This window comes from Streptomyces sp. NBC_01546 (genome assembly GCF_045208355.1).
GTDB lineage: Bacteria > Actinomycetota > Actinomycetes > Streptomycetales > Streptomycetaceae > Streptomyces.
Map to the genome: position 1 here is coordinate 6180384 of NZ_CP109379.1, position 14025 is coordinate 6194408.

General features: G+C 68.7%; 10 protein-coding genes, 2 rRNA genes and 1 pseudogene. 11 read left to right on the plus strand and 2 right to left on the minus strand.

The annotated features are described in order from the left end of the window. The first annotated feature begins 88 nt into the window (after positions 1–88). The 4 genes and pseudogenes from OHA89_RS28315 to OHA89_RS28330 all read left to right on the plus strand — a co-directional run bounded on the left by OHA89_RS28315 (position 89) and on the right by OHA89_RS28330 (position 6018). Positions 89–3209, plus strand: a 23S ribosomal RNA gene (locus OHA89_RS28315). A gap of 106 nt (positions 3210–3315) precedes the next feature. After that, positions 3316–3432 (plus strand): 5S ribosomal RNA (rrf, locus tag OHA89_RS28320). Positions 3433–3588: 156 nt separating this feature from the next. Beyond that, positions 3589–4977 (plus strand): annotated as a pseudogene (locus tag OHA89_RS28325) (hypothetical protein); the annotation flags it as partial. Positions 4978–5154: 177 nt separating this feature from the next. Then, the gene (locus OHA89_RS28330; RefSeq protein ID WP_266612474.1) at positions 5155–6018 is read left to right on the plus strand and encodes a tetratricopeptide repeat protein; all 864 of its coding nucleotides are present in this window, start codon (positions 5155–5157) and stop codon (positions 6016–6018) included. 81 nt (positions 6019–6099) lie between these two features. On the opposite strand, the gene OHA89_RS28335 is transcribed toward OHA89_RS28330, so the two are convergent. After that, positions 6100–7371, minus strand: coding sequence for a DUF1015 domain-containing protein (locus OHA89_RS28335; protein WP_266610501.1), 1272 nt, complete (start codon positions 7369–7371; stop codon positions 6100–6102). 96 nt (positions 7372–7467) lie between these two features. On the opposite strand from OHA89_RS28335, the gene OHA89_RS28340 reads away from it, so the two are divergent. The 4 genes from OHA89_RS28340 to OHA89_RS28355 are packed head-to-tail and all read left to right on the plus strand — an operon-like array spanning position 7468 to position 11489. Next, positions 7468–8502, plus strand: coding sequence for an HAD-IIA family hydrolase (locus tag OHA89_RS28340; protein ID WP_266610503.1), 1035 nt, complete (start codon positions 7468–7470; stop codon positions 8500–8502). A 49-nt stretch (positions 8503–8551) separates the two neighbouring features. Beyond that, positions 8552–9625, plus strand: a complete 1074-nt coding sequence (locus OHA89_RS28345) for a FecCD family ABC transporter permease (RefSeq protein WP_406367405.1) — start codon at positions 8552–8554, stop codon at positions 9623–9625. Further along, positions 9622–10668 (plus strand): iron chelate uptake ABC transporter family permease subunit, encoded by a 1047-nt coding sequence (locus tag OHA89_RS28350; protein ID WP_257556929.1) that lies wholly within the window; start codon positions 9622–9624, stop codon positions 10666–10668. The genes OHA89_RS28345 and OHA89_RS28350 overlap by 4 nt, the downstream gene beginning before the upstream one ends. Then, positions 10665–11489 (plus strand): ABC transporter ATP-binding protein, encoded by an 825-nt coding sequence (locus OHA89_RS28355; protein ID WP_266610508.1) that lies wholly within the window; start codon positions 10665–10667, stop codon positions 11487–11489. The genes OHA89_RS28350 and OHA89_RS28355 overlap by 4 nt, the downstream gene beginning before the upstream one ends. On the opposite strand, the gene OHA89_RS28360 is transcribed toward OHA89_RS28355, so the two are convergent. After that, entirely contained in the window at positions 11486–11833 is a 348-nt protein-coding gene (locus OHA89_RS28360) for an SCP2 sterol-binding domain-containing protein (RefSeq protein ID WP_257559491.1), read from the minus strand. The two genes, OHA89_RS28355 and OHA89_RS28360, sit on opposite strands and share 4 nt — an antisense overlap. Before the next feature lie 65 nt (positions 11834–11898). On the opposite strand from OHA89_RS28360, the gene OHA89_RS28365 reads away from it, so the two are divergent. From OHA89_RS28365 to OHA89_RS28375, 3 genes are read left to right on the plus strand one after another with little or no spacing between them, the layout of a single operon-like run. Beyond that, positions 11899–12141 carry a hypothetical protein gene (locus tag OHA89_RS28365; protein ID WP_215148833.1) on the plus strand — a complete coding sequence of 81 codons (243 nt, stop codon included), beginning with the start codon at positions 11899–11901 and terminating at the stop codon, positions 12139–12141. A 7-nt stretch (positions 12142–12148) separates the two neighbouring features. Further along, positions 12149–12964, plus strand: coding sequence for a TlyA family RNA methyltransferase (locus tag OHA89_RS28370; RefSeq protein ID WP_257556931.1), 816 nt, complete (start codon positions 12149–12151; stop codon positions 12962–12964). Positions 12965–13002: 38 nt separating this feature from the next. Further along, complete coding sequence (locus OHA89_RS28375; protein WP_257556932.1) at positions 13003–13917, plus strand: NAD kinase; 915 nt, start codon at positions 13003–13005, stop codon at positions 13915–13917. Positions 13918–14025 lie beyond the last annotated feature (108 nt).

Genomic DNA, 14025 nt, shown 5'->3' on the forward strand with positions numbered 1-14025 from the left:
CCGGCCCCAGTGAACTTGATCTGTATGGATCAGGGTGATGGGTGGCTGGTCGTTGTTTGAGAACTACACAGTGGACGCGAGCATCTGTGGCCAAGTTTTTAAGGGCGCACGGTGGATGCCTTGGCACCAGGAACCGATGAAGGACGTGAGAGGCCGCGATAGGCCCCGGGGAGCTGCCAACTGAGCTTTGATCCGGGGGTGTCCGAATGGGGAAACCCGGCAGTCGTCATGGGCTGTCACCCATGCCTGAACACATAGGGCATGTGGAGGGAACGCGGGGAAGTGAAACATCTCAGTACCCGCAGGAAGAGAAAACAACCGTGATTCCGGGAGTAGTGGCGAGCGAAACCGGATGAGGCCAAACCGTATGCGTGTGATACCCGGCAGGGGTTGCGCATGCGGGGTTGTGGGAATTCTTTTGATCGGTCTGCCGGCCGGTCGGCGAGTCAGAAACCGTTGATGTAGTCGAAGGACATGCGAAAGGTCCGGCGTAGAGGGTAAGACCCCCGTAGACGAAACATCAGCGGCTTGCTTAAGAATCTCCCAAGTAGCACGGGGCCCGAGAAATCCCGTGTGAATCTGGCGGGACCACCCGCTAAGCCTAAATATTCCTGGTGACCGATAGCGGATAGTACCGTGAGGGAATGGTGAAAAGTACCGCGGGAGCGGAGTGAAATAGTACCTGAAACCGTGTGCCTACAAGCCGTGGGAGCGTCGCTCATTGGGTTTACCCAATGGGTCGTGACTGCGTGCCTTTTGAAGAATGAGCCTGCGAGTTAGCGGTGTGTAGCGAGGTTAACCCGTGTGGGGAAGCCGTAGCGAAAGCGAGTCCGAATAGGGCGATTGAGTTGCACGCTCTAGACCCGAAGCGGAGTGATCTAGCCATGGGCAGGTTGAAGCGGAGGTAAGACTTCGTGGAGGACCGAACCCACCAGGGTTGAAAACCTGGGGGATGACCTGTGGTTAGGGGTGAAAGGCCAATCAAACTCCGTGATAGCTGGTTCTCCCCGAAATGCATTTAGGTGCAGCGTCGTGTGTTTCTTGCCGGAGGTAGAGCACTGGATAGGCGATGGGCCCTACCGGGTTACTGACCTTAGCCAAACTCCGAATGCCGGTAAGTGAGAGCACGGCAGTGAGACTGTGGGGGATAAGCTCCATGGTCGAGAGGGAAACAGCCCAGAGCATCGACTAAGGCCCCTAAGCGTACGCTAAGTGGGAAAGGATGTGGAGTCGCAGAGACAACCAGGAGGTTGGCTTAGAAGCAGCCACCCTTGAAAGAGTGCGTAATAGCTCACTGGTCAAGTGATTCCGCGCCGACAATGTAGCGGGGCTCAAGCGTACCGCCGAAGTCGTGTCATTGCAGCAATAGGGCCAACGCCCGCTGTGATGGGTAGGGGAGCGTCGTGTGCCGGGTGAAGCAGCAGCGGAAGCTAGTTGTGGACGGTTCACGAGTGAGAATGCAGGCATGAGTAGCGATACACACGTGAGAAACGTGTGCGCCGATTGACTAAGGGTTCCTGGGTCAAGCTGATCTGCCCAGGGTAAGTCGGGACCTAAGGCGAGGCCGACAGGCGTAGTCGATGGACAACCGGTTGATATTCCGGTACCCGCTTTGAAACGCCCAATATCGAATCAGGCGATGCTAAGTCCGTGAAGCCGTTCCGGACCCTTCGGGGAAAGGAAAGTGGTGGAGCCGACGAACCAGACTTGTAGTAGGTAAGCGATGGGGTGACGCAGGAAGGTAGTCCAGCCCGGGCGGTGGTAGTCCCGGGGTAAGGGTGTAGGCCGAGGGGTAGGCAAATCCGTCCCTCATTAAGGCTGAGACCTGATGCCGAGCCGATTGTGGTGAAGTGGATGATCCTATGCTGTCGAGAAAAGCCTCTAGCGAGTTTCATGGCGGCCCGTACCCTAAACCGACTCAGGTGGTCAGGTAGAGAATACCGAGGCGTTCGGGTGAACTATGGTTAAGGAACTCGGCAAAATGCCCCCGTAACTTCGGGAGAAGGGGGCCATCACTGGTGATCGGATTTACTCCGTGAGCTGGGGGTGGCCGCAGAGACCAGCGAGAAGCGACTGTTTACTAAAAACACAGGTCCGTGCGAAGCCGTAAGGCGATGTATACGGACTGACGCCTGCCCGGTGCTGGAACGTTAAGGGGACCGGTTAGTGCGCTTTCGGGCGTGCGAAGCTGAGAACTTAAGCGCCAGTAAACGGCGGTGGTAACTATAACCATCCTAAGGTAGCGAAATTCCTTGTCGGGTAAGTTCCGACCTGCACGAATGGCGTAACGACTTCTCGACTGTCTCAACCATAGGCCCGGTGAAATTGCACTACGAGTAAAGATGCTCGTTTCGCGCAGCAGGACGGAAAGACCCCGGGACCTTTACTATAGTTTGATATTGGTGTTCGGTTCGGCTTGTGTAGGATAGGTGGGAGACTTTGAAACCCCAACGCCAGTTGGGGTGGAGTCGCCGTTGAAATACCACTCTGGTCGTGCTGGATGTCTAACCTCGGTCCGTGATCCGGATCAGGGACAGTGTCTGATGGGTAGTTTAACTGGGGCGGTTGCCTCCCAAAGGGTAACGGAGGCGCCCAAAGGTTCCCTCAGCCTGGTTGGCAATCAGGTGTTGAGTGTAAGTGCACAAGGGAGCTTGACTGTGAGACCGACGGGTCGAGCAGGGACGAAAGTCGGGACTAGTGATCCGGCGGTGGCTTGTGGAAGCGCCGTCGCTCAACGGATAAAAGGTACCCCGGGGATAACAGGCTGATCTTCCCCAAGAGTCCATATCGACGGGATGGTTTGGCACCTCGATGTCGGCTCGTCGCATCCTGGGGCTGGAGTCGGTCCCAAGGGTTGGGCTGTTCGCCCATTAAAGCGGTACGCGAGCTGGGTTTAGAACGTCGTGAGACAGTTCGGTCCCTATCCGCTGTGCGCGTAGGAATATTGAGAAGGGCTGTCCCTAGTACGAGAGGACCGGGACGGACGAACCTCTGGTGTGCCAGTTGTCCTGCCAAGGGCATGGCTGGTTGGCTACGTTCGGGAGGGATAACCGCTGAAAGCATCTAAGCGGGAAGCCTGCTTCAAGATGAGTATTCCCACCTCCTTGAGAGGGTAAGGCTCCCAGTAGACGACTGGGTTGATAGGCCAGATGTGGAAGCCCGGTAACGGGTGAAGCTGACTGGTACTAATAGGCCGAGGGCTTGTCCTCAGTTGCTCGCGTCCACTGTGTTAGTTCTGAAGCAACGAACAGTTGCTGGTTTCTAGAGCTAGAACATAACTACAAAGTGTGCTTGTTCGCTCGAAACCGATAGGGTTTCGGTGGTCATAGCGTTAGGGAAACGCCCGGTTACATTCCGAACCCGGAAGCTAAGCCTTTCAGCGCCGATGGTACTGCAGGGGGGACCCTGTGGGAGAGTAGGACGCCGCCGAACAATCTTTCAAAGGACCCTTGGTCCAGCGTTCAACGCTGGACCAAGGGTCCTTTTTGTTTTTCACCTCTTTACGCCGAAGCGCGGCCATGGGTTGGTTGCGCGAGAATGACTAGCGGTACCCCGAAGACAGGAGTCACACCCATGTCCAACTCTCCCGACGATCGTCCGGAGCGCGAGCCTCGGCGCAACGACGGCGGTGACAGGGGCGGCTACCGCGGGGGCCGTGACGACCGTGGCGGCGACCGTCCCCCGTTCCGTCGTGACGACCGTGGTGGTCGCCCGGCCGGCGGTGCCGGTGCCGGTGGCGGCTTCCGTCGCGATGACCGTGGCGGTCGTCCCGCCGGCGGTGGTGGCGGTGGCGGTTTCCGACGTGACGACCGTGGCGGCGACCGCCCGTCGTACCCCCGTCGTGATGACGACCGCGGTGGGTTCCGCGGCGGCCGTGACGACCGCGGCGGCGACCGTCCGTCCTTCCCGCGCCGTGACGACCGTGGTGGCGACCGTCCCACGGGCGGCGGTTTCCGTCGTGACGACCGTGGCGACCGTCCCTCCGGCGGCGGTGGCGGCTTCCGCCGTGATGACCGTGGTGGCGACCGTCCCAGCTTCCCCCGTCGTGATGACCGTGGTGGCGACCGTCCCACGGGCGGCGGTTTCCGTCGTGACGACCGTGGCGAGCGTCCCTCTGGTGGTGGCGGCGGCTTCCGCCGTGACGACCGTGGTGGCGACCGCCCGTCGTACCCCCGTCGTGATGACCGTGGTGGCGACCGTCCGAGCTACCCGCGTCGTGATGACGACCGTGGTGGGTTCCGTGGCGGCCGTGACGACCGTGGTGGCGACCGTCCGTCCTACCCGCGTCGTGACGACCGCGGTGGCGACCGTCCGTCCTTCCCCCGTCGTGATGACCGTGGTGGCGACCGTCCCACGGGCGGCGGTTTCCGTCGTGACGACCGTGGCGAGCGTCCCTCTGGTGGTGGCGGCGGCTTCCGCCGTGACGACCGTGGCGGCGACCGTCCGTCGTACCCCCGTCGTGATGACCGCGGTGGCGACCGTCCGAGCTACCCGCGTCGTGATGACGACCGTGGTGGGTTCCGTGGCGGCCGTGACGACCGTGGCGGGGACCGTCCGTCCTACCCGCGTCGTGACGACCGCGGTGGCGACCGTCCCGCAGGCGGTGGCTTCCGTCGTGATGACCGCGGTGGCGACCGTCCGAGCTACCCGCGTCGTGATGACGACCGTGGTGGGTTCCGCGGTGGTCGTGACGACCGTGGTGGCGACCGTCCGTCCTACCCGCGCCGTGATGACCGTGGCGGCGAGCGTCCCTCCGGTGGTGGCGGCGGCTTCCGCCGTGACGACCGTGGCGGCGACCGTCCGTCGTACCCCCGTCGTGATGACCGTGGCGGTGACCGTCCCAGCTACCCGCGTCGTGATGACGACCGTGGTGGGTTCCGCGGTGGCCGTGACGACCGTGGCGGCGACCGCCCGTCCTACCCGCGCCGCGACGACCGCGGTGGCGACCGTCCCAGCTACCCCCGTCGTGACGACCGGGGTGGCGACCGTGGCGGGTTCCGTGGTGGCCGTGACGATCGCGGTGGTGACCGTGGTGGCTACCGTGGTCGCGATGACCGTGGCGGCGACCGCGACTACCGCGGGGACCGCGACCGGGACCCGGTCAAGCGGCTTCCGATCGACGAGGACGTCACCGGCCTCGAGATCGACGCCGACGTGCGTCAGGAGCTGCTGAGCCTGCCCAAGGGCCTGGCCGAGGAAGTCTCCAAGAACCTCGTCATGGTCGCGCGGCTGATTGACGAGGACCCCGAGCAGGCGTACGCGTACTCGCGCATCGCCCTGCGACTGGCCTCCCGTGTCGCCGCCGTCCGCGAGGCCGCCGGCTTCGCCGCGTACGCCACGCAGAAGTACAGCGAGGCGCTCGCGGAGTTCCGCGCCGCCAAGCGCATGACCGGCTCCGTCGAGCTGTGGCCCGTCATGGCCGACTGCGAGCGCGGCCTCGGCCGTCCGGAGCGGGCGCTGGCCATGGCCGGCGAGCCCGAGGTGCAGAAGCTGGACAAGGCCGGTCAGGTCGAGATGCGCCTGGTGGCCGCCGGTGCCCGGCGGGATCAGGGGCAGCTCGAGGCCGCCATCGTGACCCTGCAGAGCCCGGAGCTGGCCTCCAGCTCCGTCCAGCCCTGGACCGCGCGCCTGCGGTACGCCTACGCCGACGCCCTGCTGGCGGCCGGCCGTGAGGACGAGGCGCGCGAGTGGTTCGCCAAGACCCTCGAAGCGGACAAGGACGGGGCCACCGACGCCTCCGACCGTCTCGCCGAGCTCGACGGTGTCGAGTTCGTCGACGCCTCGGATGCCATCGCCGACGACCTGGTCGAGGGCGACGAGGACGACGAGGACGAGGACGACGACCAGGACTCGGCCGAGGTCGCCGCGGCCGAGCGCGCCTCCGACGTCGCCGAGTACTACGACGAGGACGACGAGGAGTACGAGCCGCTGGAGGAGTCCGAGGCCGACTTCGACGTCACCGACGAGGTTGTCGTGGTCGAGGACGACGAGCGGGACGCGGGCCGCGACAAGGCCTGAGGGCCTGCGGCACGGTGAAGTGACATGAAGAAGGGCGGTACCCCCACCGGGGTACCGCCCTTTCTTCATGTCCGGGGTGCGTCAGTCCAGGCCGCGCAGCACCAGGCCGGTGGCCGGCTTCGGGCCGAAGGAGGTGGACTTCCGGGGCATGGTGACGCCCTGGCGGGCCAGATCCCGTACGACTTCCTCCCGTACGGGGTGCATCAGGACCGCGGTGCCCCCGTGGCGCTCGGCCATGTCCACGGTCGCGGCGGCGTCGTGGATGTACGTGATCTGGTCCGGGGTGTCCGGGACGTGCCACACGGCGTCGAGCAGGGTGGCGTGCAGGACCGTGGCGTCCAGCCGGCGCCAGGCCTCGGGGCGGTCGCGGCGGACCGTGCTCTCCAGCAGCGCCAGTTCGGGGTCGGTGACCAGGTGGAAGCTGCCGTCGCCGGTCAGGAGGAAGGCGTTGCCCCGTTCCGCGGCGTCCGCGAGGACCTCCAGTGCCAGCGGGAGCGGTCCCTCGACGGGGCGGACCTGGAAGTGACCGTGGAGAGCGGCGAGGGCGTCCCGGACGGGGAGGCGGCGCAGCATCCGGTGGATGGCGCGGACCTGGAGCGGGTAGCGGACGGTGTCCACGAGGAGGACCAGGCCGAAGTCCCAGGCGGTCGGGGAACCGTGTTCCTCCTGGAGGCGCAGGTACGTGGCCCAGCGGTGGTGGCCGTCGGCGATGAGGGCCTGGCGGTGGCTGAGATCGGCGGTGACGGTGGCCAGCTCGGCCGGGTCCGTTATGGCCCAGAGGCGGTGCTGGAAGCCGTCCTCGGTGGTCGTCGACAGGAGGGGCGCGCGGCCCGCCGTGCGCTCGACGACGGCCGCCGCGCCCGCGCCGGGGTCGTCGCCCCGGTAGGTGAGGAGGAGCGGTTCGAGATTGGCCGAGGTGGCCCGCATCAGGCCCGCCCGATCGGTGACCACGTCCGGCATGACGTCCTCGTGGGGCAGGACGATGCCGGCGTCCGCGGTGGACAGGGCGAGGGCGCCGATGATGCCGCGCTGGAGCAGGCCGGCCCGGCGCTGTTCGTAGACGTAGAGCGCGGGCTCGGGGTCGGCGCTGAGGATGCCCTCGGCCAGCCAGTCGTGCAGGGTGCGCGCGGCCTGTTCGTTGCGCGCGGCAGGGGTGCCGGCCTGCGGAAGGATCAGGCGGACGATGTTGTGGGGGTCGGCGGATTCGAGGTGGTCGACTCCGTCGGGGCGCACGACCACGTCGTACGGCGGTGAGGTGACGGCGGCGAGGCTGCCGACACGCTCCGGGACATAGCGCAGGCCATGGAACGGGATCAGGCGCAGCCCTCGGTCCGCGGTGCCAGATGTGGTCATTGGTGCATGGTAAGACCCGTCTCGGGATGCGGGATGATCGGGGGAGTGCGGAACCGGACAAGATCGAGCGCGCGAAATCGTATGAGGAGCGGACAGATGACCCGGCAGAGCAGGACCAGCCCCGCGTCGAGCGGGCGGAGTCTCCACCAGGCTTACGACACGGCTCTGCTGGACCTCGACGGAGTGGTCTACGCGGGCGGGGAGGCCATCGCGTACGCGGTGGAGTCCCTCGCCGCGGCCCGGGCCGACGGGATGCACCTCGCGTACGTCACGAACAACGCGCTGCGGACCCCGGACGCCGTCGCGGAGCACCTGGGCGAGCTGGGCATCCCGACCGAGCCGGGCGAGGTGATCACCTCGGCGCAGGCGGTGGCCCGGCTGATCGCGGAGCAGGTGGAGCCGGGGTCGAAGGTGCTGGTGATCGGTGGGGAGGGGCTGCGGGTCGCGCTGCGCGAGCGCGGGCTGGTGCCGGTGGATTCGGCCGAGGAGGAGGGGCTCGCGGCGGTCGTGCAGGGGTACGGGGGCCCGGACCTGGCGTGGGGGCGGTTCGCCGAGGCCTCGTACGCGATCAACAGGGGGGTGCCGTGGTACGCGTCCAACACCGACCTGACGATTCCGGGTGCGCGGGGCATCGCGCCGGGCAACGGGGCCGCGGTGGAGGTCGTCCGGATCGCGACGGGCGCCGAGCCGCAGGTGGCGGGCAAGCCGCTGCCCCCGATGCACCGGGAGACCGTGCTGCGGACCGGGGCGAAGCGGCCGCTGGTGGTCGGGGACCGGCTGGACACCGACATCGAGGGCGCCTTCAACGGTGAGGTGGACTCGCTGCTGGTGCTGACCGGGGTGACGGACGCGGAGCAGCTGGTGCGGGCCGAGCCCAGGCACCGGCCGACGTACGTGGACCGGGATCTGCGGGGGCTGCTGACCGGGCAGCCCGAGGTGGAGGCGGCCGCGGCGGGATTCCGCTGCGGGGGATGGACCGCGGTCGCGCTGGACGACGTACTGGAGCTGCGCGGGGAGGGCGGGGATCCGGTCGACGGGCTGCGGGCGCTGTGCGCGGCGGCCTGGACGGCGGCCGGGGACGGGGTCTGTGCGCTGGACGCCGAGAAGGCCCTCGCCCGGCTGGGGTTGTAGGCCGTTCGGGTGATCGGGAAGGGTGGCAGGGTAGGCTAACCTAACCTCCGTGTTGGTCGAGAGTCCCGAGAGTCCCGAGAGTCCCGAGCGTCCCCCCGAACAGAGCGCGGCGCCGGTCGCCGCTGCCCGTTCACGCCATGGCGCGCGCGCCGCCGGTCTGCTGGGCGCCCTCGCGGTGCTGGCGCTGATCGCGGTGGTGAGCATCGCCGTCGGCGCGAAGCAGATGCCCCTCGAAGAGGTCTGGCACGGCCTGTTCGACTACTCGGGGACGCCCTCCGACGTGGTGGTGCGGGACCTGCGGGTGCCGCGCACCCTGCTCGGGCTGCTGGTCGGGCTCGGGCTCGGCCTGTCCGGGGCGGTCATGCAGGCCCTGGCGCGCAATCCGCTGGCGGAGCCCGGCATCCTCGGCGTCAACGCCGGGGCCGCGGCCGCCGTCGTCTCCGCGATCAGCTTCCTGGGAGCGAGCTCCCTGAGCGAGTTCGTGTGGTGGGCCTTCCTCGGCGCCGCCATCGTCTCCGTCGTCGTCTACGTACTCGGCGGCAGCCGCAGCGCGACGCCGGTGCGGCTCGCGCTGGCGGGTACGGCGGCCAGCGCGGCCCTGGTCGGCTACATCAACGCCGTGCAGCTGATGGACAGCAAGGCGCTGGACAAGCTGCGCTTCTGGACGGTGGGGTCGCTGGCCTCCGCCAACATGGACACCGTCCGGCAGGTCGCCCCCTTCCTGCTCGTCGGCGCGGTGCTCGCGCTGTCGCTGGGCCGGCCGCTCAACGCGATGGCCATGGGCGACGACACCGCCCGGGCGCTCGGCGCGAACCTGACGCGGACCCGGATCGGCGCGATGCTCGCCATCACCCTGCTGTGCGGTGCGGCGACCGCCGCCTGCGGGCCCATCGTCTTCATCGGGCTGATGATCCCGCACCTGGTGCGGGCGTTCACCGGACCCGACATGCGCTGGGTGCTCGCGTACTCGGCCGTCCTGTCCCCCGTGCTGCTGCTCGGCGCCGACGTCGTCGGCCGGGTCGTGACCCGGCCCGCCGAGCTCCAGGTCGGCATCGTCACCGCGCTCATCGGCGGCCCCGTCTTCATCTATCTGGTTCGGCGCAAGAGGATGGCCCAGCTGTGACCGCGACCGCCAAAGCCCGTCGGCTGAACCTCCCCGGCGGGATATCGCTGCGGGTCGAGCGGCGCGCCCTGGCCACCGGGGTGCTGCTCGCTCTCGCCGCGTTCGCGCTGGCCGTCCTGCTCATCGGGACCGGGGACTTCGACATCGCGCCGTGGGACGTCGTACAGACCCTGCTGGGCAACGGCACCCCCGCCAACGACTTCATCGTCAACGACCTGCGGCTGCCGCGGGTCCTGGTCGCCCTGCTGGTCGGCGCGGCCCTCGGGATGGCGGGAGCCGTCTTCCAGTCCGTCTCCCGCAACCCGCTGGGCTCTCCCGACCTGCTCGGCTTCGGGTACGGCTCGGCGGTGGGTGCGCTCACCGTGATCATCCTGTTCAAGGGCGAAGCCACCGAGGTGGCGATCGGCGCGCTGCTCGGCGGCCTGCTGGCCGGCCTGGCCGTGTACCTGCTGGCCTACAAGCAGGGGATCCAGGGATACCGGCTGGTGCTGGTCGGCATCGGCGCCTCCGCCATGCTGATCGCCGTGATCCAGTACCTGATCACGAAGGCCCAGATGGTCGAGGCCACCCGGGCGATGGTCTGGCTGACCGGCTCGCTGGCGGGCCGGGACTGGGCGCAGGTGTGGCCGCTGCTCGCGGTCTGCGTGGTGCTCTTCCCGCTGGTGCTCGGCCAGGGCCGGGCCCTGCGGATGATGGAGATGGGCGACGACGCCGCGTACGCCCTCGGGGTACGGGTGGAGCGCACGCGTCTGCTGCTGATGCTCGCGGCGATCCTGCTCACCACCGCGGCGAGCGCCGCGGCCGGGCCGATCAGCTTCGTGGCGCTGGCCGCGCCGCAGCTGGCCCGGCGGCTGACCCGCTCGCCCGGGGCGAACCTGCTGTCCGGCGCGCTCATGGGCTCGGTGCTGCTGCTGGTGTCCGACTGGGCCTCGCAGCGGGCCTTCGGCGCCGACCAGCTGCCGGTGGGTGTGGTGACCGGGCTCGTCGGCGGTGTCTATCTGCTCTGGCTGCTCGTCACCGAGCGCAAGGCAGGACGTATATGAACCTCAGGAGTGACCAAGTGCAGCGGCTCACCGCGCAGAACGTGACCCTCGGCTACGACCAGCGGGTCATTGCCGAGAACCTGTCGGTGGAGATCCCCGACAACTCCTTCACCGTGATCGTCGGCCCCAACGCCTGCGGCAAGTCCACGCTGCTGCGGGCCCTGTCGCGGATGCTGAAGCCGTCCGCCGGGCGGGTGCTGCTGGACGGGCAGGCCATCGGGTCGATGCCGGCGAAGAAGGTCGCCAAGACGCTGGGTCTGCTCCCGCAGTCCTCGATCGCGCCGGACGGCATCACGGTGGCCGACCTGGTCTCGCGCGGGCGGTATCCGCACCAGGGGCTGCTGCGGCAGTGGTCGTCGCAGGACGAGCGGATCGTGGCGGAGTCGATGGCCTCGACCGGGGTCGCCGAACTCGCCGACCGGGCCGTGGACGAGCTGTCGGGCGGTCAGCGGCAGCGCGTGTGGATCGCGATGGCGCTGGCCCAGCAGACCCAGCTGCTGCTGCTCGACGAGCCGACGACCTACCTGGACATCCAGCACCAGATCGACGTGCTGGACCTGTGCGCCGAGCTGCACGAGAACCAGGGGCGCACGCTGGTGGCGGTGCTGCACGACCTGAACCACGCGGCGCGGTACGCCACGCACCTGATCGCGATGCGGGGTGGCGAGGTCGTCGCCGAGGGGCCGCCGGGAGAGGTGGTCACGGCTGAGCTGGTGGAGCGGGTGTTCGGGCTGCGCTGCCAGGTCATCGCCGACCCGGAGACGGGGACGCCGCTGGTGATTCCGGCCGCGCGGAAGGCTCGTACGAAGGCCCCGGCCTAGAGCAGGCTCTTCAGGCGGAGGAGGTCGCGGAAGCCGGCTTCCAGTCTGACGCGGCCGGCGGCCCAGGCCTTGGCGAACTTCAGGTCGCCCGCGACCAGGGCGACCAGGTCGGCGCCGGTCATCGCGAGCCGGATCTCGGCCTTCGTCGCGGGCGGGCCCGGGGCGATCGCCTCCACCCGGATCCGGCCGTCTTCGAGGCGGCCCGTGAAGGTCTGGTCCAGGTCCGTGATGTGGCAGCTCAGGGAGCGGTCGAGCGCGGCGGCGCCGCGCACGCCGCCGTCCGCCCCGGCGAGGTTGTCGGAGAGTCGGTCGAGTGCGGCTCGGCACTCCTGGATCGTAGCCATCGTGATCACGACCGTACCGCAGAGCCGTTGCGTGGTCGCGGGGCGCTTCGGGGTAGCGTCGGGGCATGACCGACGAAGCTGCCGAGCCCACGGCCGACACCGCCGCCGGGCCCGTGGCGCTGGGCATCGTACGCACGCCCACCGGGCACGGCGCAGTGGACGCGCACCTGGCGCGGCTGGCGGACGCCGACCACCTCACGGCGGACGGACACCTCGCGGTGTACGAGGATGTCCACCGGGGGCTGCGCGAGGCGCTGACCGCGCTGGACGCACCGCCCGTCCCTGGTCCGCACGAAAACAGGAGCTGAACCGAACGTGGCAGGAGTGGCACGCCGCCGCCTGGACGCCGAACTGGTACGCCGCAGCATGGCCCGCTCGCGCGAGCACGCCGCGCAGCTGATCGCCGCGGGCCGGGTGACCGTGGGCGGTACCACCGCGACCAAGGCCGCCACCCAGGTGGAGACGAGCGCGGCTCTCGTCGTCCTCAAGGACGACAGTGATCCCGACTACGTCTCGCGGGGCGGCCACAAGCTCGCGGGCGCGCTCGCCGCCTTCCAGCCGCAGGGGCTGCGGGTGGAGGGCCGCCGGGCACTGGACGCCGGAGCCTCCACGGGCGGGTTCACCGATGTGCTGCTGCGCGCGGGCGTCGCCCATGTGGTGGCCGTCGACGTCGGCTACGGGCAGCTCGCCTGGTCGCTGCAGAGCGACGACCGGGTCACCGTCAAGGACCGTACGAACGTCCGCGAACTGACGGTGGAGCTGATCGACGGGACTCCGGCCGACCTGGTCGTCGGTGACCTGTCCTTCATCTCCATCGGGCTGGTGCTGCCCGCGCTCGTACGGTGCTGCGCGCCGGACGCGGATCTGGTGCTGATGGTCAAGCCGCAGTTCGAGGTCGGCAAGGACCGGCTGGGCAGCGGCGGCGTGGTGCGCAGTCCCGAGCTGCGGGCGGAGGCCGTGCGCGAGGTCGCGGCGCAGGCGGCGAAGCTCGGGCTGGGCGTTCTCGGGGTGACCGCGAGTCCGTTGCCGGGGCCGTCGGGGAACGTCGAGTACTTTCTGTGGCTGCGGGCGGGGGCACCGGCACTCGACCCGGCGGATGTTGACCGTGCAGTGGCGGAGGGGCCGCAGTGACAGATTCAGCGGGTTCAGCGGATTCGGGTTCGGTTTCGGTGTCAGGGTCGGGTCCGGCGACGGGGCGGACCGTCTTCCTGCTCGCGCACACCGGCCGGCCGGCGGCCATCCGGAGCGCCGAGCTGGTCGTGAAGGGGCTGCTGCGCTGCGGGCTGGGCGTACGGGTCTTCGCGCACGAGGCGGCGGACCTGCCGCTGCCGCCCGAGGTGGAGCTGGTCACCGAGTCCACCCCGGGGGTGCTCGACGGCTGCGAGCTGCTCATCGTGCTGGGCGGCGACGGAACCCTGCTGCGGGGCGCGGAGTTCGCGCGTGCCTCCGGGGTGCCGATGCTGGGCGTCAACCTGGGCCGGGTGGGGTTCCTCGCCGAGGCGGAGCGCGACGACCTGGACAAGGTCGTGGACCGGGTGGTGACGCGCGAGTACGAGGTCGAGGAGCGGATGACCCTCGATGTGATCGTGCGCACGAACGGCGACGTGGTCCACCAGGACTGGGCGCTGAACGAGGCCGCGGTCCAGAAGGTGTCCCCGGAGCGGATGCTCGAGGTGGTCCTGGAGATCGACGGGCGCCCGGTGTCCGGCTTCGGCTGTGACGGGATCGTCTGCGCGACCCCGACGGGCTCGACGGCGTACGCCTTCTCGGCGGGCGGGCCGGTGGTCTGGCCGGAGGTGGAGGCGCTGCTGATGGTGCCGATCAGCGCGCACGCGCTGTTCGCGAAGCCGCTGGTGACCTCGCCGGACTCGGTGCTGGCCGTCGAGGTGCAGACCGGGACCCCGCACGGGGTGCTGTGGTGCGACGGCCGGCGGATGCTGGAGCTGCCGGCCGGGGCCCGGGTGGAGGTCCGGCGGGGGGCGGTGCCGGTGCGGCTCGCCCGGCTGCACCACGCGTCGTTCACGGACCGGCTCGTCGCGAAGTTCGCGCTGCCGGTGTCGGGGTGGCGCGGAGCACCCCACTGAGCCCGTTCCGGCCCTCCGCCCTAAATAGCACGTCCGTTCGGAGAACTTCGGGCGGGTGAGGTCACATGGCACCGGTGAAACCTCGGTATCGTCGTCCCGTGCTTGAGG

Bases quoted from the DNA above. Each gene is read 5' to 3' on its own strand.
- OHA89_RS28355 (WP_266610508.1), top strand. From the start codon at position 10,665: ATGAACCTCAGGAGTGACCAAGTGCAGCGGCTCACCGCGCAGAACGTG.
- OHA89_RS28335 (WP_266610501.1), bottom strand. From the start codon at position 7,371: ATGACCACATCTGGCACCGCGGACCGAGGGCTGCGCCTGATCCCGTTC.
- OHA89_RS28360 (WP_257559491.1), bottom strand. From the start codon at position 11,833: ATGGCTACGATCCAGGAGTGCCGAGCCGCACTCGACCGACTCTCCGAC.
- OHA89_RS28365 (WP_215148833.1), top strand. From the start codon at position 11,899: ATGACCGACGAAGCTGCCGAGCCCACGGCCGACACCGCCGCCGGGCCC.
- OHA89_RS28340 (WP_266610503.1), top strand. From the start codon at position 7,468: ATGACCCGGCAGAGCAGGACCAGCCCCGCGTCGAGCGGGCGGAGTCTC.